Source organism: Actinoplanes philippinensis (genome assembly GCF_900113015.1).
Taxonomy (GTDB): domain Bacteria; phylum Actinomycetota; class Actinomycetes; order Mycobacteriales; family Micromonosporaceae; genus Actinoplanes; species Actinoplanes philippinensis.
The window spans coordinates 1-20,377 of record NZ_FONV01000018.1 but is presented as its reverse complement, the minus strand read 5'-3'; the positions used below and the strand labels follow the sequence as shown (position 1 = coordinate 20,377).

Below are 20,377 nucleotides of genomic sequence, written 5' to 3'. Positions count from 1 at the left end.
CCGGCCGGCGCTCAGGCGGGGCCGCCGACCCGCAGCACCTCGGCCAGGCGCTGCCGGCGGCGCAGCGCCGCCTCGGCCCGGACCAGCAGCGGGGCCGTCACCAGGAACAGCGCCGCCACCGCGGCCAGCCCGGCCCACGGCAGCGCCGTCGCCGGGTCACCGACCTGGCCGGTCAGCAGCCGCAACCCGAGCGGCCCGGTGGTCACCGCGGCCACCAGCGCGCCGAGGGCCGTTCCGCCGGCCGCCGCGGCCGCCGCGGCCGGGAGCAGTTCCCCGGCGGCGACCAGCCGTCCCTGCCGGGGCGTCAATCCGAGCGTCCGCAGCCGGCTCACCGTCAGCCATCGCGCGGGCGCGCCGGCGGCCGCCGTCAACGCGAAGCCGAGCAGGCCCGCCACCAGCAGGAACGCCGCGGCCGCCCAGGTCAGCCAGATCAGCCCGGAGACCAGCGGAGCGGCCCGCCGGGACCGGGCCAGTTCGGCGCGGGAGACCACGGTCAGGCCGTCGGTGGCCTGCACGGCGCCGGGGCCGGTGACCCAGAGGGTGTTCGGCGGGTCCGGCAGCCCGGCCGCCACGTCGACGATCACCACCTCGGCCGATCCGCCGATCGCCGGGGCCGAGCCGGAGGCGGTCAGCCGTACCGCCGGCTTGCCGGTCTGAAGGATCTCCACGGTCATGCCCTCGCGCAGCGCGCCGGTCGCGGAGCGGACCAGGGCCTGGTCGGGTTGGAGAGCCGTGCCGGTGTAGGCGCGGCTGTCCACGATCATCAGCCGGGCCGGGGTCAGCTTCCCGTCCACGACGATCTGCGCCGAGTCGGTGACGTGCCCGGTCAGCACGCCGGTCACACCGGGCGCCGCGGCGATCCGGCGGGCCGTCTCGTCCGCCGACGCGGCGGTGTCCTCGGTGAGGTCCACGCGCACGTCCGCGCCGACCGTCTCCTGCGCGCCACCGGCCAGCCCGCGCTCCACGGTCGCGGCGGTGACCAGCGCGAACGTCGCCAGGGCCACCGAGGTGACCAGCGCGGCGACCGGCAGTGCCCGCCCGGACGCGGCCGACGCCTGCGCCGTGCCGAACACCGCGAGCGGCCGCCGGGACCGCACCGCCCAGCGCAGCGCCAGCCCGGTGAGCGGCGGCAGCAGACGGACCAGCAGCACCGCCCCGGCGAGCACCGCCAGCGTGGGCGCCAGCACCGGCAGGCCCGAGCCGAGTCCCCGCTGGTGGAGGGCGACGATCGCGGCGCCCGCGGCGAGCACCACGGTGGCCTCGGCGGCGGCCCGGCGCAGCACGGCGGTGTGCCGCGCCCATCGGCGGGCCGAGCGGTTGGCGGGCGACCTGCGGTCCCGGGTGGCCGCGGCGGCGGTCAGGATGCCGTACGCCGGAACCGCCGCGACCGCCGTGACCAGGACCGGCGCCACCCACCCGGCGGCCACACCCCCGGTGGTGAGGATCGCCGCGGCACACCCGGCCCCGGCTGCGGCGAGCGCCAGCACCGCCGACTCGGCGAGCAGCTCCAGCCCGAGCGCGGTGAGCGAGGCGCCCCGCTGCCGGGCCAGCACCAGGGCCGGCGAACGGCGCCGTACCAGCAGGTCGGCGGCGAGCAGCAGCACCAGCACGGCCCCGGCGACGATCGCCGCGAGCAGCACCGACGCCTGCACCCGCGCCGTCTCGACCTGGGCGGTGACCTCGTCGAGGACCGAGTCGAGCCCGGTGTTCCAGGTGGACGCCGTGTCATAGGTGCTCGACGACGCCGACCGGGCCTGGAGGGTGACCACCGTCGCTTTCAGCGACTGGGCGGTCGCCCAGGTCAGCACCGCCGGATCGGGGGCGAAGGACACGGTCCGCTTCAGCTCGTCCGGCGGGAACGCGAGCCGGGCGTCGGGCAGGGACTCGGCGCTCAGCAGGCCACCGAACCGGGTGGTGCCGATGCCGTCGGCGCCGGCCGCCGGATTCAGCAGCCACGGCGCCTCGGCCCACACCGGATCGGCCGGGTCGACGGCCCGGAAGATGCCGCTGACCTGGGCGCTCCTGGTGTTCCCGCGTTCGTCGGCGAGTTTCAGCAACGCGCCCGGCCGTACCCCGAACTGTTTCGCCGCCGTCTCGGAGACGCCGACCTGGACGAGCCAGGGCGGCCCGTACCAGTCGATCTCGGCGGTCTCGTCGCCGCTCGCCGCCGGCGCGGAACCGGCGGACCAGACGACCTCCGGCCCGGCGCCGCCGGACAGGTAGGCCATCCGGAAGGTCCGCAGCACGCTGCCGTCGGTGACCTTCAGGCTGGGGCTGATGACGGAGGCGACCGGTGGCCGGAACATCCGCTGCAGGTCGGTCCCGAGCTCGTCCACGGCGCGCAGGCGCAGGTCGTCGAGGGCCTGCGCGAGGCGCGGCACGCGGGCCCGGCCGTTGAGGGTGTCGTCGGGCTCGAACCGGGCGGAGACGATGACCTTCGCGGCGTCGCCGCCCCGGCGGACCCCGTCGCGCACCGCCTCGTCGGCGGTGCGTTCCATCAGCCCCGGCACCGCCCCGGCGAGCAGGCTGACCAGCACCACCACCAGCGCCGACAGCAGCAGCGGCCCGGCATCGGCGCGGGCCCGGCCACGGATCGACGCGCCGTGCAGTCCGGTGATCGCAGCGATTCTCATGAGGCGACCCGCAGGTGAGCGGCGTCGGCGCGGCGGGACTGGACCACCACGACCGAGGCGACGGCCAGCGACGCGGCGGCCAGCAGCAGCGCCAGAAGGACGGACTCGGCTGCCCACGGCCACACCGGGGCGACCGTGGGGACCGGCACGCCACCCGTCTCCGAACGCACCAGCAGCGGGCTGACCAGCCAGGTCGCGGCGGCGCCGACGGCTGCACCGGCGACCAGCAGTGGCAGCAGGACGATCGTGTGCTGGCCGAGCAGGGTGGTCCGGATCTCGCGGCGGGTCATCCCGAGGCCGCGGAGGCGGGCCACCTCGACGGCCCGGGCCTGCAGATCGCACGTCACGTGCAGGATCAGGCCGGCCAGCAGCAGCAACAGGGCGGCGGGCACCAGCAGGCGCAGGGATCCGGGCAGGGCGGCGGGGACCGGGCCGGTGGTCAGGCGGGCTGCTTCGCCCGTACGCGTGCGGATGTCACCGAGATGCAGGCCCGCCGTCGCGGAGGCGTCGGTGGCGCCGGTGACCCACCAGGCGTCGATCGGGAACTGTGGCTCACCGCGGACGAGCAGGGCCCGCGAGAGGGTGTCGAGGTCGGTGGAGATCGCGGCGGCGCCGGGCGCGGCGGGCACGGTCGTGACGATCCGTTCGATGCGTATCGGCACCGCGGTGAGCCCGGCCATCATCTGGACCTGGTCGCCGGGGCCGACCGACAGCTGGCGGGCGAGCAGTTCCGAGACGGTCGCCGGCACCGGTCCGGGGTCGGCGAACGCCGTCGCCACCAGCCGCCGGGCGGCGTCCGGTGGTCCGCCGAGGGCGACGTCGGCGGTCATCCGCAGCGACGATCCGTAGGCCGTCACCGCCGGTGCGGTGAGCTGGCCCGAGTAGGGTTCGGCGGAGGTCGCGGCCCATCCGTCGCCGCCCGGCACCGACAGGTCCACCGTGATCCTGCTGGTGCGGTCGCTGTCGTAGTCGAAGCCCTCGGCGACCACCGGCAGCATCACGGCGACCAGCCGCATGCCGTCGACCGGCACGCACTCCGGCAGCCGGTGCGGGCGCCCGTCGAGCGGGACCGCCGGGGCGGTGCAGGCGGTCCTCAGCCCGGCGGCGTCCTCGAGGACGAGCTGCGGCGTCGCCGAGAGCTGGTGGCCGCCGGTGGCCCGCCCGGTGACGGTGAGGGCGGCGTTCTTGGTGACCGGGACGCCCGGGGCCTCGGCCGGTCCGCGGACCGCCACGAGCCGGGGCGGGTTGTCACCGGCGCCGAGCCACTGGCCGATCGACACGCCGCGGTCGGCAGCGGGCCGCGCCCGGCCCCCGGTCGCCCGGGCGACCTCGTCGCCCTGCCCGGCCGAGGCGGGCGCGCCCAGTGTCAGGACCAGGTCGGAGCCGATCGCCAGGTTCGCCTGGTCGAGCTGGGACCGGTGCCAGGTCGCGTCGAAGGCCACCGCGAACGTCGCCGCCGCGCAGCCGAGAGTGACCAGCAGGCCGGCCGCGATCGCCCGGGGCCGGCGGGCCGCCTCGGACATCGCGAGCGGCAGCGCCAGCCCGCGCGCCCGGCTCGTCCACCGGTCGGCGGCGCGCAGCACCGGAGGGGCCAGGCGCAGCGCGATCACACATCCGGCGGCCAGCGCGAGCGCCGGGACCAGCATCCGCACCAGGTCGAGGCGGGCGTCGGCGTCCTCGGAGCGGGCCGAGAACCAGGCGCCGCCGGCCAGTACGACGAGCGCGAGGTCGGCGCCGGAGCGGGCCAGCCCGGAGCGTGCCGGTGTCGGCAGGAACAGCAGCGCCGCACCGGCGACGACGGCGAGCAGCTGCGCGCCGCTGACCGCCGGGTCGGCGGTCAGGCCGGCCGCGGTGAGCGGCGGGAGATGGGTGAGGGCGGCGTGCGCCAGCGACGACAGCGGCGCCGCGACGGCCACCGCGAGCAGGGCGAGCAGCGCGGACTCGGCGCCGGCCAGCCCGGCCATCTGAAGACGGCTGGTCCCGGCGGCGGAGAGCAGCGCGGACTCGGCCGCCCGGACGTCCGCGGTGAGCCGCCCGGCCAGCCGCAGGGCGGCGGCGGTCAGGACCGCGCCGAGCACCGCCACCGCGATGACCGCCGACGAGGTGACCCGCTGCTGCCGGGCGGTGGCGGCCAGCACCGAGGGCAGGCGCGACGCGATGCGTTCGATCTGCACCCGTTCGCCGAGCACCGCCGACAGCCGGCCGTCCGCGTCACGGACGCCGAGGCGAAGGCGGTCCAGCGTGGCGGGGCTCGACACGGAGAGGTCCGGCTGGGCGGTGATCTCCAGACGGCTCACCGCCGAGCCGCCGGTCAGCAGGTCCCGGTAGTCCATCAGGAACGGCCCGAACGCCTCCGCGGTCAGTTGCGAGCCGTCCCGGTAGTCGGGCACGTAGCCGGCGCCCTCGAGCGGGTCACGGTCCCAGCCGCCGCCGGCGCCGGCGCGGGCCACGCCGACCACGGTCACGGTCAGTCCGGGGGCCGGGTCGCGGACGAGTTCCTTACCGAGGCGTACGCGGGCGCCGGGCTGCACACCGAGCGCCCGCGCGGTCCGTTCGAGCAGCACCGCCTCGCCCGCGCCGGGGCGCGGCCATCGCCCGGTCACCAGGGTCGCGCGGTCCGGCAGATTCTCGACCCCGGAGAGGTACGCCAGCCTGCGCGCCGCCTGCGGGCCGGCCTCGATCGGCCGCATCTCGGTCGACATCCGTCCCGCCATCGTGCTGCCGAACGGTGTGACCGCCTCGCGCAGCACCGAGCGGGTGTCGGCGTCCACCGACGCGACGTCGCCGCGGGCGATCGTCACGGTGTAGGCGGTGACCGCGGTGTCCTTCGGGACGGCCCGGGACGCCGCGACCTCCAGCGCCCGGTCCGAGGTGCGGGTCACCAGCAGGGCGCAGACCCCGAGCAGGGTGGCGCCGATGGTGACGACGGCCAGCACCGCGGCGAGCAGCGGCCACTGGGCGCGGGCCCGCCGGAGGATGAGGGTCCGCACGGCTACGCGTCGACCTGTCCGTCGCTGATCCGGATCACCCGGTCGGCGAGCGCCATCATCACCGGATCGTGCGTCGACACCAGGGCGGTGACGCCCTCCGACTCGACGACGGCCCGCAGCAGCGCCATCACCGAGCGGCCGGTCTCGGCGTCGAGCTGGCCGGTCGGCTCGTCGGCGATCAGCAGCCGCGGCGACGCCGCCAGGGCTCGCGCGATCGCGACCCGCTGCTGTTGCCCGCCGGACATCTCACCGGGGCGCTGGGCGGCGTGGCCGGAGAGCCCGACCAGCTCCAGCAGCAGGGCGACCCGTTTCTCCCGGTCGGCCGCCGGGGTACGGGCCAGCCGCAGCGGCGCGCCCACGTTCTCGGCGGCGGACAGCACCGGGATCAGGCCGAAGGTCTGGAACACGTACGACACCTTCTCGCGCCGCAGCCGGGACAACCCGTCCTCGCCGAGCCCGGTGACCTCGTCGCCGTCGACGACGACCGAGCCCTCGTCCGGCCGGTCCAGCCCGCCGACCACGTTGAGCAGGGTCGTCTTGCCCGACCCGGACCGCCCGACGAGGGCCACCATGCTGCCCGCCTCGACGTCGAAGGAGACGCCGCGCAGCGCGTGCACGGTGGACGGGCCGCTGCCGAAGCGCCGGTGCACGCCGCGCACCGAGACCAGCGCGGTCACGACGGGTCCGGGTGGATCGTCACGTGGTCGGCCTCCAGCGCCAGCCGGACCCGCCGAGTCAGGTCCAGGGCCTCCCGGTACTCGCGGGGGATCTGCACCCGCCCGGCCCGGTCCATCACCGCGTACTCCTCGGCGATCACGTGGGTGTCCCCGTTCGACGACGTCTCGGTGCGCCGCAGCACCTCACTGCTGGTCCGGCCGTCGCGGATCGCGACGGTGCGCTCCACCTGGCCGCTGACCTCCGGATCGTGGGTGACCACCACGACCGTCACCCCGAACTCCCGGTTGACGTGCCGCAGCGCCTCGAAGACCCCGGCCGACGTGGCGGTGTCCAGCTCACCGGTCGGCTCGTCGGCGAACAGCACCCGCGGCTCGTTGGCCATCGCCACCGCGATCGCGACCCGCTGCTGCTGTCCGCCGGACATCTGGGACGGCTTGCGGTCGGCGCAGTCGGTGACGTCGAGGGCGGCGAGCAGCTCGTCGGCGCGGGCCCGGCGTGCCCGGGCCGGCCGGCGGGCGGCGACCATCGGCATCTCGATCACCTCGCGGGAGGTGAGGTACGGGATCAGGTTCGACGCGGTCTGCTGGCGGACGAACCCGACGGTGTGCCGGCGGTAGCGCACCCGGTCGCGCCGGGACATGGTGAGCAGATCGGCCTCGCCGACCCGGGCCCGCCCGGCGGTGGGCGCGTCGATCCCGGCGAGGATCGACAGCAGCGTCGACTTGCCCGACCCGGAGGCGCCCACCACGGCGATCATCTCGCCGGCGCCGACCAGCAGGTCCAGCCCTTGCAGGGCCTGCACCTCGATCGACCCGGTCTGGTAGATCCGGACCAGGTTGTCGCAGACGATCAGCGCATCCCGCCCGAACTCCGCCGCCCGTTCGGGCGGCTGCGGCAACGACATGGCGGAAGTCCCCCGACTTGCGCTACGGACAGATCTTGGGCCTGCCCATCTAACGCGTCGCGGTGCCCGCCGTCAACCGCCGCATGCGCAGACTGCGGATGTGGTCGTCCTCGCGCGACAGTGTGGCCCGGACCGTGTCCATCGGCTGGAAGCCCCGCGCCCGGTAGAAGCCGATGCCCCCGGAGTCGCCGAGGAACACCGACACCCACATCTCGGCGCCGCCGGCCGCCCGGATCTGCTCGGTCACCCGGTCGAGCAGGAGAGTGCCCAGGCCACGGCCCTGTGCGGCGGACTCCAGATAGATCAGCGACAGCTCGCCGGTGGACGGGTCGGTCATGCCGCCGCCGGCCGCCCCGAGGACCCGCCCGTCCTCCTCGACGACCTGGTAGCCGAACCAGTCCGGCAGCGACGGGGCGATGTCGCGGGCAATGCGCTGCTCGCTGTAGAACTCGGCCACGCTGCGGTTGATGTACCCCTCGGGCAGCAGCTCACGGTAGGCGTCGCGGTAGGCCGTGGAGCAGATCCGGGCGATGGCGGCCACGTCGGTGGCGGCGGCGGGACGGACGACGGCGGTCAACGATGATCGAGGCACGCCCGCAAGATTAATGGGCGTTCATGGGCGTCCGGCGGCCCGGAAGCGGCCCCGCGGGGCCCGGGCGCCCCGGATGGAGTGTGCGCGAGGCGCCGGATAACAGTTTTCCGGAAAACAATCAGGTCGATATCCAAAAGTGGCGACGGTTCCGGAACCGGCATTTGTTGCCGACATATTGACGGGTGAAGACGGCGAAGTGACAATTTGCCGGAGAGCGCTCTCTGAGTTGCGTTTCATGGTCACCCTCGCCCCCGTCCGATAGGCAGGAACATGACACCCCCCACCCTCACCTCCCCGCGGCCGAAACTCCGGCGCCGCGGGCGGGTCGTCCTCAGCGCGGCCCTCGCCGCCGCCCTCGGCATCACCGTCGCCTCGGTCACCAGCACCGCCAGCGCCGCCGACCTCCCGCTGTCGCAGGGCAAGCCGGCCACCGCCTCCTCCGTCGAGAGCACCGCCTTCCCGGCCTCCAACGCGGTCGACGGCAACACCGGCACCCGCTGGTCCAGCACGTTCGCCGACCCGCAGTGGCTGCAGGTCGACCTGGGCAGCACCCAGACGATCAGCCAGGTCGTGCTGAACTGGGAGGCGGCGTACGCCTCCGCCTTCACCATCCAGACGTCGGCGGACGGCACCTCCTGGACGAACATCAGCCCGGTCACGGCGGGCCAGGCCGGGGTGCAGACCCTGAACGTCTCCGGCAGCGGCCGGTACGTGCGGATGAGCGGCACCACCCGGGCCACCCCGTACGGCTACTCGCTCTGGGAGTTCCAGGTCTTCGGCACCACCACCACGCCGACCATCCCCACCTCGGACACCCCCGACTTCGGCGCCAACGTGCGGATCTTCGAGCCGGGCACCGCGGCGGCCACCATCCAGTCGGCGGTGGACTCGGCGTTCAACGCGCAGCTGCGCAGCCCCACCGCGCAGTTCGGCACCCAGCGCCACGTGTTCCTCTTCAAGCCCGGCACGTACGGGCGGGTGTGGGCCAACGTCGGTTTCTACACGACCGTCGCCGGCCTCGGCCTCAACCCCGACGACGTGACGATCAACGGCGCGGTCAACGTCGACTCCGGCTGGAACTACGGCGACGAGAAGAACGCGACCCAGAACTTCTGGCGCAGCATGGAGAACCTGTCGATCGTGCCCGAGGGCGGCACCAACCGGTGGGCCGTCTCCCAGGCCGCCCCGATGCGCCGCGTGCACATCAAGGGCAACCTGACCCTCGCGCCGTCGAACCAGGACAACGGGCAGGGCTACTCCAGCGGCGGCTACCTGGCCGACTCGGTCGTCGACGGGGTCGTCTCCTCCGGCTCCCAGCAGCAGTGGTACACCCGTGACAGCCGGATCTCGCGCTGGGACGGCGGCGTCTGGAACATGGTCTACTCCGGCGTCCAGGGCGCCCCGGCCAACGCGTTCCCGAACCCGCCGCACACCACCCTCGCCACCACGCCGGTGACCCGCGAGAAGCCGTACCTGTACGTCGACAGCGCCGGCCTCTACCGCGTCTTCGTGCCCGCCCTGCGCCGCAACTCGGCCGGCGCCACCTGGCCGAACGCGGCCGGCACCTCGATCCCGATGCGGGAGTTCTACGTCGCCAAGCCCGGTGACACCGCCGCCCGGATCAACCAGGCGCTCGCCCAGGGCCTGAACCTGTTCTTCACCCCGGGCACCTACACCCTCAACGACACCATCCGGGTCACCCGGGCCAACACGGTGGTCACCGGCATCGGCTTCCCGACGCTGATCCCGTCCGGCGGCGTCGAGGCGCTCAACATCGCCGACGTCGACGGGGTCAAGGTCAGCGGCCTGACCTTCGACGCGGGTACGACGAACAGCCCGACCCTGATGAGCGTCGGCCGGTCCGGTGTCCACACCGACCACGCCGCGAACCCGATCAGCCTGCAGGACGTGTTCTTCCGGATCGGCAGCAGCGTCCAGGGCAAGGCGACCACCACGCTCGCCGTGCACAGCGACGACACGATCATCGACCACATCTGGGCCTGGCGGGCCGACCACGGCGGCGCGCCCACCGGCTGGGCGGTCAACACCGGCGACACCGGCCTGCTGGTGAACGGCGACGACGTCCTCGCCACCGGCCTGTTCGTCGAGCACTACCAGAAGTACGAGGTGATCTGGAACGGCAACCGCGGCAAGACGATCTTCTTCCAGAACGAGAAGCCGTACGACGTGCCCAACCAGGCCGCCTGGATCGGTCCACGCGGCAACGGGTACGCGGCCTACAAGGTCGCCGACGCGGTCACCGACCACCAGCTGTGGGGTGGCGGCTCGTACTGCTACTTCAACGTCAACCCCGCGGTGCGGGTGGACCGGGCGTTCGAGGTGCCCAACCGGTCCGGCGTCCAGCTGCGCAGCGTGCTGACCGTGTCCCTCGGTGACGTCGGCACCATCGCCAACGTCGTCAACGACACCGGCGGCGCCGTCCCCAACCCGGCCGGCAACACCACCCCGCGCAACGTCGTCGCGTACCCCTGACCCGGTAGCGACCACAGCGTGAACCCGGCGGCCACCGGTGCGATCAGCACCGGTGGCCGCCACCGTTAACCGGTTGTACCCGCCGACCGGGCCGGACAGGATGACCGCCATGCCGACACCCGACCTCAGTGTGACCGAGGCCTTCGACGAGGCGCTGCGGGCCGATAACGAGGACCGGCGCTGGGAGCTGGTGGCGTACCTGCACCGACACGGTGGACGGGAGGCCCTCCACGCCGCCACCCGCCTCGCCGGACACGATGACCCCGCGCACCGCGAACTCGCCGCCGACGTGCTGAGCCAGCTCAAGGAGCTGCGCGAGGAGGCGCTGACGCTGCTGCTGACGACGACACCCGCGCCGAGGCCGTCGAAGGGCTCGCCCTCGGCTGTGCCGACGTGGACCGCTAGGCGAGCAGCGGCATGTCCAGGCGGGTCGCGAGCTCCTCGATCCCGATGCCGTAGGTGGCGGTCACCCGTACCCCCTCGGGTGTGATGTGGAATGTCGCGACCTCGGTGTAGACCCTGGTCACACACGCCTTGCCGGTCAGGGGATAGGTGCAGGCCGGCACCAGTTTCGGCTCGCCCGACTTGGTGAACAGCGTCATCATCACCCAGACCTGCTTGGCGCCGGCCGCGAGATCCATCGCCCCGCCCACGGCCGGGATCGCGTCCGCGGCGCCGGTGTGCCAGTTCGCCAGATCGCCGCCGGCCGACACCTGGAACGCGCCCATCACGCACACGTCCAGGTGGCCGCCGCGCATCATCGAGAAGCTGTCGGCGTGGTGGAAGTAAGCGGCCCCGGGCAGCTCGGTGACCGGCTGCTTGCCGGCGTTGGTGAGATCCCAGTCGGCCCGTTCGGCGGGCACCACCTCGCCCATGCCGAGCATGCCGTTCTCGGTGTGCAGGATGACGCCACTCTCCGGGCTCAGGTAGCGGGCGATCGACGTCGGCTGGCCGATGCCCAGGTTGACATAGGCCCCGTCCGGGATGTCGCCGGCGACCAGCTGGGCCAGCTCGTTCTTGTCCAGCGCCATCAGGCCACCTCCACCAGACGGTTCACGTAGATCGACGGGGTCACGACGGTCTCCGGATCGAGCTCGCCGACTTCGACGATCTTCGACACCTGCGCGATGGTGATCGTCGCGGCGGTGGCCATCACCGGGCCGAAGTTGCGGGCCGTCTTGCGGTAGACCAGGTTGCCGAGCCGGTCGGCGACATGCGCCCGGATCAGCGCGACGTCACCGCGGATCGGGTACTCCAGCACATACTCCCGGCCGTCGATCACCCGCGTCTCACGGCCCTCGGCGATCGGCGTGCCGACACCGGTCGGGCAGTAGAACGCGCCGATCCCCGCCCCGGCGGCCCGCATCCGCTCGGCCAGGTTGCCCTGCGGCACCAGCTCCAGCTCGATCTTCCCGGCCCGGTAGAGGCCGTCGAAGACCCACGAATCGGACTGCCGGGGGAAGGAGCACACCATTTTGCGTACGCGACCCGCCGCCAGCAGCGCGGCCAGCCCGGTGTCGCCGTTGCCGGCGTTGTTGCTGACGATGGTCAGGTCGCCGGCGCCGTGCTCGATCAGCGCGTCGATCAGCTCGACCGGCATGCCGGCCATGCCGAACCCGCCGACCAGCACGGTGTCGCCGTCCTTGACCTCCTCGACCGCGGTCAGCGCGTCGACGATCCGGGTCCTCATGCCTGGTTCTCCAGGACCACGGCCAGCGCCTGGCCCACGCCGATACAGATCGCCGCGACACCCCAGCGCTGGTTGCGTTCGCGCAGCACGTGTGCGAGCGTGCCGAGGATCCGGGCGCCGGACGCCCCGAGCGGATGTCCGATGGCGATCGCCCCGCCGCGGGTGTTGACGATCTCCGGGTCCACCCCCCACGCGTCCACGCACGCCAGCGACTGCACCGCGAACGCCTCGTTCAGCTCCACCGCGCCGACCTGCGACCAGGTGATCCCGGCCTGCCGCAGCGCCCTCTCGGCCGCCTCGACCGGCGCAAACCCGAAGGCCTGCGGATCGACGGCGTGTGCGGCACGTCCGGCGATGCGAGCCAGGGGATCCCCCAGTTGTACGGCCACCCGCTCCGACCCCAGCAGGAGGGCCGCCGCGCCGTCATTGAGCGGAGAGGCGTTGCCGGCGGTGATCGTCCCGTCCGGCCGGAACGCGGGCTTCAGGCGCGCCAGTTTCTCGGCGCTGCTGTCCGGCCGGATCCCCTCGTCCCGGTCCAGATCGCCGGCCGGGACCACCAGATCGGCGTAGAACCCGTCGTTCCACGCCCGGTCGGCCAGCACGTGCGACCGGGCGGCGAACACGTCCTGCCGCTCACGGGAGATCCCGTACTTGTCGCCGAGCTGCTCGTTGCACTCACCCAGCGACGCGGTCCACTCGGCCGGCATCCTCGGGTTCGTCAGCCGCCAGCCGAGCGTCGTCGACACCGCCTCGACGTTGCCGGCCGGGAACGCCCGCGACGGTTTCGGCAGCACCCACGGCGCCCGGGTCATCGACTCGACACCCCCGGCCACCACGACCTCGGCGTCACCGGCGGTGATCGCGCGCGACCCGATGATCGCCGCGTCCAGGCTGGAGCCGCAGAGCCGGTTGACCGTCGACGCCGGGACCGACGTGGGCAGCCCGGCCAGCAGCACCGCCATCCGGCCGACGTTGCGGTTGTCCTCGCCGGCGCCGTTGGCGTTGCCCCAGTACACGTCGTCGATCCGGGCCGGGTCCAGGCCGGGGGCCTTCGCCAGCAGCCCGGTCAGGGCGGTCGCGGCCAGATCGTCCGGGCGGACGTCGGCCAGCGCGCCGGAATAACGGCCGAACGGGGTACGAACGGCGGCGTACACGAATGAGTCAGCCATGGCTTCCACGCTAGTAAGCAGCTCTGATATTCAGAAATACCCGTTCCGCCGGGACTGAGACTCAGGAAGTATCAGACGATGGAGCTGCGACACCTGCGCTACTTCCTGGCCGTCGCCGAGGAACGCCACTTCGGCCGGGCCGCCGCGCGCCTGCACATGGCCCAGCCTCCGCTGTCCCAGCAGATCCGGCAGCTGGAGAGCGAGTTGGGCGTACAACTGCTCCATCGCAACACCCGCCGCGTCGACCTCACCGAAGCCGGCGCCGCCTACCTCGACCGGGTCCGCACCGTCCTCGCCGCCGTCGACGACGCCGGCGAGGTCGCCCGGAGGGTGGCCGCCGGCCTGCAGGGCCGCCTGTCCGTCGGCTGCGTCGGGTCCGCCACCTACAGCCTGCTGCCCGCCGTCGCCCGCCGCCTGCGCGAGGAACTGCCCGGCGTGGAGGTCGCGTTCCGCGGCGAGATGCTCGGCGCCCAGCAGGTCGCCGCCCTCCAGCGCCGCGACATCGACATCGCCCTGCTCCGCCCGCCCGCCGGCGACCCCGGCATCACCGTCCGTACGCTGCGCAGCGACGCCCTGATCGCGGCCCTGCCCGACGGCCACCCACTGACCGCCCGCACCCGCCTCGACGTCACCGACCTGCGCGACGAGGACTTCGTCATCCACGCCGAACGCGACTCCGCCATGTACGGCGTGGTCCGCCGTCTCTGCGATCGCGCCGGTTTCGAGCCGCGCATCCGCCACGAGGTGGTGGAGACGTCCACCCTGGTGACGTTCGTGGCCGCCGGCCTGGGCCTGGCCATCGTCCCCGAGCCGGTCGCCCAGCTCGGCGTCCCCGGCGCCACCTACCGCCCCCTGACCGACCCGGCCGCCCGCATCGACCTGGCCCTGGCCACCCGCTCCGACGACGACTCCCCGCTGATCGCCCAGGCCACCCGGGTCCTGACCCAGCTCGCCGCCCCGGACAGCCCCTGACCTTGTCGTTCAACCAGACCGGCGGGGCTTGGTGCCCTTCTTGTGATGGGCCGGTCGCTGGTGGGCCTGGCCGGTCACCAGGATGAGTCCCACGTCGTAGCAGGTAGCGGTGCCCCGGTTGCGGCATCCTGGGCGGCCGCCCAGAGCCAGGCCGACTCGGTTTTAGGCGCGCGCAGGTTCCCAAACTCCCGGCGCACCCGGGCCGGGGTGAGCCGCTCCGGGCCGTCCGGCGTTCCCAGGGCCGGCGCAGGCCTGGGCGAGGGGCCGGGCGAGACGCGGCTGAGTATGCGCAGCTATGACCCGGCACGTCCAGCGGTCCGCAGCGGCGGGCTCGCGGAGTCGCGGTGCGGTCCAGTCGAGCGTCTGCTTCAGCAGCCGGAAGGTGTGCTCGATGTCGAAGCGGCGCAGGAACGCCCGCCAGCACCGGTTGAGATCAGCATCTGTGGCGTCAATCTTGGACCACCTCAGCCGGAGCGGCTTCGGTTCCCCACGGCTGGGCAGGTGATCGACGGTGAGCCGGATGACCGTGCCTTCGATGATCGGCAACGAGCCGTCATGGTCAGTCCAGGCAGCGCGGTGGGTCAGTCGTGGGTGCAGCCGGTCCCAGGCTTGCGCCCGGACCTGGCCGTAGAGCCGGGTGTCGGTGTGCGTGACCGCGTGTTCGGCGTTCCAGGTACCGGGGTCGCCGAAGACGAACTCGCCGCCGTTCTTGGCCGGACGGCCGCCGTCAGGGTTGTAGATCCTTGGCGGGGTCGCACGTCGCAGCACCCTGTCCGAGCGCATCCGGCCGAGGATCTCCACCGGCAGGTCCCGCAGCAGCCATGCGACACACGGGGCCTCGTAGCCGGCGTCCAGCACGATCAAGATGTCGCGGTCCCGGCCTTCCATTTGGCCCGCGTCGGTCAGCCGACCGACGAGCTGCCGGATCTGCGCACAGGTGATCGTCGTGACGTCCGCGGCCGACGGCAGCCGGACGGCGTCCAGCAGCGCCGTCCAGGAGGTCCGGCCGGTCCCCAGGGCGGCGACGATCGAGTACGGCCAGCCGGGGATCATCCGGTGTTCGTCCTTGCCACGGCCGAACGAGCGCTGCGGGCTGCAGTTGCCGTCCGGGCGAAGCCACGGCGAGACATCCACCGCGAGCACCAGGTGGCCCTCCCCGGCCCGCGGCAAGGGCAACCCGGCCAGCTGTCGGCGCAGCGACTCGACGTCGATGCGCCCGGCGTTGAGCGCGTCGTACATGGCGCCGTGGCCACGCCGGTGCTCCGCAGCAGGACAGCCCGACCAGCGTCTTGACCGGCCCGTCGGTGCACAAAAGGGCGTCCGTCAGCTCGAACAACGCGTCCGCCCGCCGGGTCATGCATCGGTGGAGCTGCTCACGGAACCTCGCCAACACATCGATCGTTTCCGCCCTGCCCGTCACGGCCGCCACAACGATCATCGATAGGCGCGGACATGGCTCCGCAGGCGTCAGCATTCCGAAGCGTCACCTACCCGGGCACCGGATGAAGCTGAGTAACAGGCGGGCGGCTCGGCGGCGGGACCTACAAGTGCACGGATTTGCCGAATTGAGTGCGCATGATTCGCTGCACAGCAGCGTCGGCCAGACAAGCTGTCCAGCAAGATCTATGACTGCTTTCCCCGCCCATCCTGCGAGTTCGCGCATGGCACACACCACTTCCTTCCCGGCTTGACTTGACGGGGTCGGGCGCATGTACGCCCTGGACATTAGAAGATCGATACGTTCCACTTGGGTAGGGCCGCAGTCATATGGAGGGTCACATGCTCGAAGAACGATCGGGGACCATCGAGCCCGAATATGATCTCGTCAGATTGAGCCCGAAGGTGCGACGGGCACTCGAAGGGCTGCGCCGAGAAGCTACGGGAGTGGGACAACTCAACGCCTTCAATAGTTACGCATTCGTCGGCGAGTCCAACAAAAACGACGGCTTTGGCATGGTGACTCTTGAGAAAGCCGACTGAACTCCTGCACGTAAGCGTCGGAGTGGAGGCAGACCTGCGCGAAACACTGGCTTATAGGCCGAGCGCACAGCAAGGGCATCCCATCGGTACGGTCGTCGTGAAGGTGGCCAGCCGATGTAACTTGGCTTGCACATATTGTTACATGTATGAGATGACTGATCAAAGTTGGGTTGACCAGCCGCGTTTTATCAGCGCCGACACGGCGCATGCTTTAGGCAAGCGCCTGGCCACCTATGCAGTTAAACGCGAACTGTCCTCTCTAACAGTGGTCGCACACGGTGGCGAGCCGCTACTTATGGGAGTGGGACGCCTGCGGGACTTCTTGGCCGTGATCGACGATTCGCTTCGGCGATCCGGATGCTTTCTGCGTCTCGGAGTTCAAACCAATGGAACCCTGATCAACGGCGAATTTATCGAATTGTTTCAAGAATACAACGTTGGAGTCGGTGTTAGCCTTGATGGCCCCGCCCAGGCGCACGATCGTCACCGTGTCGACAAATACGGGATAGGATCATCAAGGGCGACCATTGCCGGGTTGTCCAGGCTACACGACGCGACGCAAGAGGAAGGCATCCTCGGGGGCTTACTATCTTATGCGCACATCGACATACTGCCCGCCGAGTTTCTGGCCTTCTTCGCGGGCTTGGGGGTGGCCAACCTCGATGTCCTACTTCCTGATTTCAACCACGACACAATTCCACCGAACTATCGAGGCGGCGCGGTCGCGCAGTGGATGATCGAGCTCTTTGACCTTTGGATTGATCGGCCGGATGAGCTTGAGATTCGCACTTTTGCGGTGATCATGCATCTTTTGCTCGGTGGCCGATTCGGTTATGAGTCGTTCGGCGCTAACAGTCTCGGTGTACTCGTCGTTGAGACCGACGGCGGATACCATGCCTCCGACACCCTTAAGTCGGCATACGAAGGCGTGACATCAACTGGGTTAAACGTCTGGCACCATGAGGTTCGAGAAGCCGAAGAGTCTCCGCTTCTGCGAGCGGCCATTGACAAGGCCGCTTCGGCGGCGGCCGAGTGTTTATCCTGCCCGATTTTCAATGTTTGCGGCGGCGGCCTGCTCGCACATAGGTATTCGGCCAGGAGGGGTTTCAACCAGCCGAGCGTCTACTGCGAAGACATAAAGGCCGTGGTCGGGCACATACGTCGTCGCCTTGCTCGAGAAATTCCAGCGCAGATGCTGCACTGATCAAGATGCGCTCGAGCGTTCGCTACCTTCAGGTGGCACAGCGGTCCTCAGGGCCGCCCGGCGCGGCGGGGAAACATCGAGGCGAGCCGCAAGGGTTGCCGTTTCCAGCGTGGCCGGATGTCTTCCCCCCAGCAGGCGCTGCCGCCTTGCCAAGGTGTCTCGACACAGAATCGCAGCCTCGTCGACGTAGCCGACAGCCTCCAGATCGACCGCCACGTCATGCGCCGAAAGCAGGGTGTGTGGATGGTCACAACCGAGGGTCGTGCGTCGATGCAGCAAGGTAGCTCGATTCAATGTCAGGCTATCCGCACTAAGGCCTAGAGCGCGAAGATCCAAGGCCAGGTTGTGGGCGGTTCCCAAGGTCTCCAAATGCTCGTCGCCGAGAAGTTTCGCCTTTCGCTTCAAGGTATCCGCATGCAGCGCACGGGCTTCCTGGGGCTTTCCTAGCTCTCGGAGGTTGGAAGCCACGTGGTCTGCCGCGTTGAGTGTGTCCAGATGGTTCCGCCCGAGAATGCGGCGCCTCCGCTTGAATATCTCGAGTGCCAAGCTCTGGCTTTCCGCATATTGGGCTCGACGTCGCTGCGCGCTGACCAGAGTGTGTCCGGCAATGAGGGTGCGAACATCGTTAGGGCCAACTGTTTCTCGCAATTGTTCGTACAGCGAGACGGCAAGCTCATGACCGCGTTCAAAATCGCCACGTTCGAGCATATACCAAGCCAGTTTGCATGCAACTGATTGCAAGGCGGTCGACTGTGTCGCGACGAGATCGGTTGCGAGCAAATGCGGCATAAGGCAGTCCCACTCGTCCCACGAAGCGGTGTCCTTGCTGTCGGCAGGGCACGACTTTGCCAGGACTTCATCTGCGTAACGACGGACGGATCCGCGTCGTTTAACCTCGATCAGGTCGGCGATGATCAAGCGAACAAGCCGATGCAACTGGATGACTGATGAGTCCACCCGGGCCAAGCCGAACCGCGAAACCAAGCCTAAGATTCGCCGCATCCCAAGTGTTGTCTTGAGTTGTGCCGCGAGCGGTTCATCCAGGATGCGGTCGAATGACGCAGAGAACAATCGGACGGGGACGGGCTCCGCAGCCATCATCGAGCAGATCTCCAGCAGCTGGACCGATGCGGGATTTACCTCCTGAAGACGTTGCATTGAGGTGACCACAACCTCAGTCAATGGTTTCGGGTACGTCGGCGGCCGGCCATCCTTCAGTAGCGCGCTACCGTGATGGGCAAGCTCGGACAGATATTCCGCCGCAGTCATGCCTGTCTCGTTCAGCACGGAAGCAGCTTGTACCACTGCCAACGGCAGATCCTCCATTCGGTCTGCGATTCGGCTCGCGTCTTCGTCATCGAGAGTTGGCATCAGGCGCTTCAACAGCGCCACGGACTCCGTACGCGGAAAGACATCTACAGAGAGCGGGACTCCCACCATCCCCCAGTTAGGATTCCGGGATGTGATGACGATATGGCCAGCGCCCTGAGGTAGCCATTGGTGCAGTGAATCCGGCTCCTCTGAGTTGTCGAAGACGACAAGCCATCGATCGATCTGCGACAGGCGGAGCTTCACCTCACGAACGGCCGAGGGGATATCAAGCTGTGCCTTAATCCATCCCGCCGCAACACCAAATGATGCGAGTTGATTGCCGATCAATGCAGGAAGCTCTGCGTCAATCCACCAGATCAGGTCGTATCGCCTCGCGTAACGATATGCATACTCTATGGCCAGCGTCGTCTTTCCGACACCGCCGAGACCGTGCAGCGCTTGGACGATCATCGATCCTTGTTCTTCGAGGCCCCCGGCCAACGTGATGAGATGCGTGCTTCGTCCGATGAAAGATGGATTCCGCGGGGGTAGATTCCGGAGGGGAGGACGGTCTTGGACCTCGCGTGACGGTTCGACGGCCGCTGCGGCTCCTCGTGGCTCTGAATGGCCCGCCCACGCTGCGAGCGCGCCGCCGATCACGGGCAGAACCAGGGCCGCGACAGTCGCGGAGGTCTGAACGTCCAGGCCAGCCCACAATTGGCAGATCAGCCAGGTCGCAGCCACTAGGGCTGTGCTCGAGCCGATCGCTATCGACCACCGAGCGGTGCGTTTCAACCCGTCACCCACTTTCGATCGAACTTCCCATGTTCGACCAGCAACTCTGACGTTACGACATTTGGTCCGTTGCCTATAGCGCTCGATGGCCCGCATCGATACGGTGCGCCAAGAGAGGGACTGCACTGCCGCGATCCGATCACTACGGAGCATGATCTCTGGTTCATCAGCTCGGCTCGTGGGCAAGCCGAGAGACAACGCGTTAGGGCAACCGTGTGTCCTCTGCGATCTAACCACTTCCGACCCCATGATGGGGTATCTGACCTACTACTGACACGATCAAGTGCGTGGATACTATCGCCCGTGTCGGGGTCAGCTGGGCCGAGACGGTCTGGCAGCGGCGGGTCGTTGATGTCCAGCCCTTGGCTGGAGGATGGACGTCAACCATGCTGCTTCTGACCGGCGATGACGCGGAGCAGTCTGTCCTTCGGATGATGACCAAGGAGCCGTGGCGCCGGCACGCGCCGGGCCTGCTCGCCCGGGAGTCGGCTGTGCAAAGCCAGTTGGCCGGGTCCCCGATTCCTGCTCCCAGGAGCCTCGCCCTGGACCTGTCCGGGGACCACGCTGGGGCGCCCGCCCACCTCATGTCACGGCTTCCTGGAAAACTGCGCCTCCACGAGGCTGCGGACGACGTCGTAACCGCGCTGGCGCGCGTTCTCACCGACATCCACCGATTCGAGCCCGAGGGCGGCAAGCCGCGTGAGTACCAATCTTGGGCTTCTCCTGGTAAGCGAGTCGTACCGACCTGGGCGCAGCAACCGGAGCTATGGAACGAAGCGTTCGCACTACTGGCGCAACCTGTCCCGGTTTACGACGGCAAATTCTTGCACCGGGACTTTCATCCCGGAAACGTCCTGTGGTCCAACGGTGGGTGAGTTTCCCCCGGTTCGGTGGAGCAGTTTTTCCTGCTACCGGCCGGCGGCAGGGGTGAGTGATACGGGCTCGTCCTGGCTTGCCTGATCGTGA

The 20,377-nt window shown here is 70.2% G+C and carries 15 protein-coding genes and 1 pseudogene; 6 read left to right on the top strand and 10 right to left on the bottom strand.

The features are described 5' to 3' along the window. Positions 1-11: 11 nt before the first annotated feature. The 5 genes from BM290_RS38190 to BM290_RS38170 are packed head-to-tail and all read right to left on the bottom strand — an operon-like array spanning position 12 to position 7,797. On the bottom strand, positions 12-2,633 hold the full coding sequence (locus BM290_RS38190; protein ID WP_093620845.1) for a proline dehydrogenase family protein: 2,622 nt from the start codon (positions 2,631-2,633) through the stop codon (positions 12-14). Next, positions 2,630-5,623: an FtsX-like permease family protein gene (locus tag BM290_RS38185; RefSeq protein ID WP_093620844.1), complete on the bottom strand. Its 2,994-nt coding sequence runs from the start codon at positions 5,621-5,623 to the stop codon at positions 2,630-2,632. Before BM290_RS38185 ends, BM290_RS38190 begins: the two co-directional genes overlap by 4 nt. Positions 5,624-5,625: 2 nt before the next feature. Then, positions 5,626-6,300, bottom strand: a complete 675-nt coding sequence (locus tag BM290_RS38180) for an ABC transporter ATP-binding protein (RefSeq protein WP_373871139.1) — start codon at positions 6,298-6,300, stop codon at positions 5,626-5,628. After that, positions 6,297-7,205, bottom strand: coding sequence for an ATP-binding cassette domain-containing protein (locus tag BM290_RS38175; RefSeq protein WP_093620843.1), 909 nt, complete (start codon positions 7,203-7,205; stop codon positions 6,297-6,299). Before BM290_RS38175 ends, BM290_RS38180 begins: the two co-directional genes overlap by 4 nt. Positions 7,206-7,254: 49 nt before the next feature. Further along, positions 7,255-7,797, bottom strand: coding sequence for a GNAT family N-acetyltransferase (locus BM290_RS38170; RefSeq protein ID WP_177320072.1), 543 nt, complete (start codon positions 7,795-7,797; stop codon positions 7,255-7,257). A gap of 270 nt (positions 7,798-8,067) precedes the next feature. On the opposite strand from BM290_RS38170, the gene BM290_RS38165 reads away from it, so the two are divergent. Together BM290_RS38165 and BM290_RS51160 are read left to right on the top strand one after the other, a co-directional pair. Next, positions 8,068-10,290: a discoidin domain-containing protein gene (locus BM290_RS38165; protein ID WP_093620841.1), complete on the top strand. Its 2,223-nt coding sequence runs from the start codon at positions 8,068-8,070 to the stop codon at positions 10,288-10,290. Positions 10,291-10,390: 100 nt separating this feature from the next. After that, a complete protein-coding gene (locus BM290_RS51160; protein WP_373871140.1) occupies positions 10,391-10,780 on the top strand; it encodes a HEAT repeat domain-containing protein in 390 nt (129 codons plus the stop codon). On the opposite strand, the gene BM290_RS38160 is transcribed toward BM290_RS51160, so the two are convergent. Genes BM290_RS38160 through BM290_RS38150 form a run of 3 tightly spaced genes read right to left on the bottom strand, consistent with a single transcriptional unit; the run spans position 10,692 to position 13,149 of the window. Continuing rightward, entirely contained in the window at positions 10,692-11,321 is a 630-nt protein-coding gene (locus tag BM290_RS38160) for a 3-oxoacid CoA-transferase subunit B (RefSeq protein ID WP_093620840.1), read from the bottom strand. The two genes, BM290_RS51160 and BM290_RS38160, sit on opposite strands and share 89 nt — an antisense overlap. Continuing rightward, positions 11,321-11,980, bottom strand: coding sequence for a 3-oxoacid CoA-transferase subunit A (locus tag BM290_RS38155; RefSeq protein WP_093620839.1), 660 nt, complete (start codon positions 11,978-11,980; stop codon positions 11,321-11,323). Before BM290_RS38155 ends, BM290_RS38160 begins: the two co-directional genes overlap by 1 nt. Then, on the bottom strand, positions 11,977-13,149 hold the full coding sequence (locus BM290_RS38150) for a thiolase family protein (RefSeq protein ID WP_093620838.1): 1,173 nt from the start codon (positions 13,147-13,149) through the stop codon (positions 11,977-11,979). The genes BM290_RS38155 and BM290_RS38150 overlap by 4 nt, the downstream gene beginning before the upstream one ends. A 78-nt stretch (positions 13,150-13,227) precedes the next feature. On the opposite strand from BM290_RS38150, the gene BM290_RS38145 reads away from it, so the two are divergent. Further along, positions 13,228-14,121, top strand: a complete 894-nt coding sequence (locus BM290_RS38145) for a LysR substrate-binding domain-containing protein (protein ID WP_093620837.1) — start codon at positions 13,228-13,230, stop codon at positions 14,119-14,121. A 9-nt stretch (positions 14,122-14,130) separates the two neighbouring features. On the opposite strand, the pseudogene BM290_RS38140 reads toward BM290_RS38145, so the two are convergent. Then, positions 14,131-15,559 (bottom strand): annotated as a pseudogene (locus BM290_RS38140) (NF041680 family putative transposase). A gap of 341 nt (positions 15,560-15,900) precedes the next feature. Here BM290_RS38140 and BM290_RS47715 point away from each other — a divergent pair. Together BM290_RS47715 and BM290_RS38135 are read left to right on the top strand one after the other, a co-directional pair. Then, positions 15,901-16,101 carry a hypothetical protein gene (locus BM290_RS47715; protein WP_143134078.1) on the top strand — a complete coding sequence of 67 codons (201 nt, stop codon included), beginning with the start codon at positions 15,901-15,903 and terminating at the stop codon, positions 16,099-16,101. A 22-nt stretch (positions 16,102-16,123) separates the two neighbouring features. Beyond that, entirely contained in the window at positions 16,124-17,305 is a 1,182-nt protein-coding gene (locus BM290_RS38135; RefSeq protein WP_177320071.1) for a radical SAM protein, read from the top strand. On the opposite strand, the gene fxsT is transcribed toward BM290_RS38135, so the two are convergent. Continuing rightward, the gene (fxsT, locus tag BM290_RS38130; RefSeq protein ID WP_239144011.1) at positions 17,306-19,507 is read right to left on the bottom strand and encodes an FxSxx-COOH system tetratricopeptide repeat protein; all 2,202 of its coding nucleotides are present in this window, start codon (positions 19,505-19,507) and stop codon (positions 17,306-17,308) included. Between the two features lie 191 nt (positions 19,508-19,698). Between fxsT and BM290_RS38125 the strand changes: the two genes are divergently transcribed. After that, the gene (locus BM290_RS38125; RefSeq protein ID WP_143134076.1) at positions 19,699-20,286 is read left to right on the top strand and encodes a phosphotransferase family protein; all 588 of its coding nucleotides are present in this window, start codon (positions 19,699-19,701) and stop codon (positions 20,284-20,286) included. The last annotated feature ends 91 nt before the right edge of the window (positions 20,287-20,377 follow it).

Coding starts and splice junctions, on each gene's coding strand:
- BM290_RS47715 (WP_143134078.1), top strand. CDS start 15,901: ATGCTCGAAGAACGATCGGGGACCATCGAGCCCGAATATGATCTCGTC.
- BM290_RS38160 (WP_093620840.1), bottom strand. CDS start 11,321: ATGGCGCTGGACAAGAACGAGCTGGCCCAGCTGGTCGCCGGCGACATC.
- BM290_RS38150 (WP_093620838.1), bottom strand. CDS start 13,149: ATGGCTGACTCATTCGTGTACGCCGCCGTTCGTACCCCGTTCGGCCGT.
- BM290_RS38190 (WP_093620845.1), bottom strand. CDS start 2,633: ATGAGAATCGCTGCGATCACCGGACTGCACGGCGCGTCGATCCGTGGC.
- BM290_RS38145 (WP_093620837.1), top strand. CDS start 13,228: ATGGAGCTGCGACACCTGCGCTACTTCCTGGCCGTCGCCGAGGAACGC.
- BM290_RS38175 (WP_093620843.1), bottom strand. CDS start 7,205: ATGTCGTTGCCGCAGCCGCCCGAACGGGCGGCGGAGTTCGGGCGGGAT.
- BM290_RS38155 (WP_093620839.1), bottom strand. CDS start 11,980: ATGAGGACCCGGATCGTCGACGCGCTGACCGCGGTCGAGGAGGTCAAG.
- fxsT (WP_239144011.1), bottom strand. CDS start 19,507: ATGCGGGCCATCGAGCGCTATAGGCAACGGACCAAATGTCGTAACGTC.
- BM290_RS51160 (WP_373871140.1), top strand. CDS start 10,391: ATGACCGCCATGCCGACACCCGACCTCAGTGTGACCGAGGCCTTCGAC.
- BM290_RS38165 (WP_093620841.1), top strand. CDS start 8,068: ATGACACCCCCCACCCTCACCTCCCCGCGGCCGAAACTCCGGCGCCGC.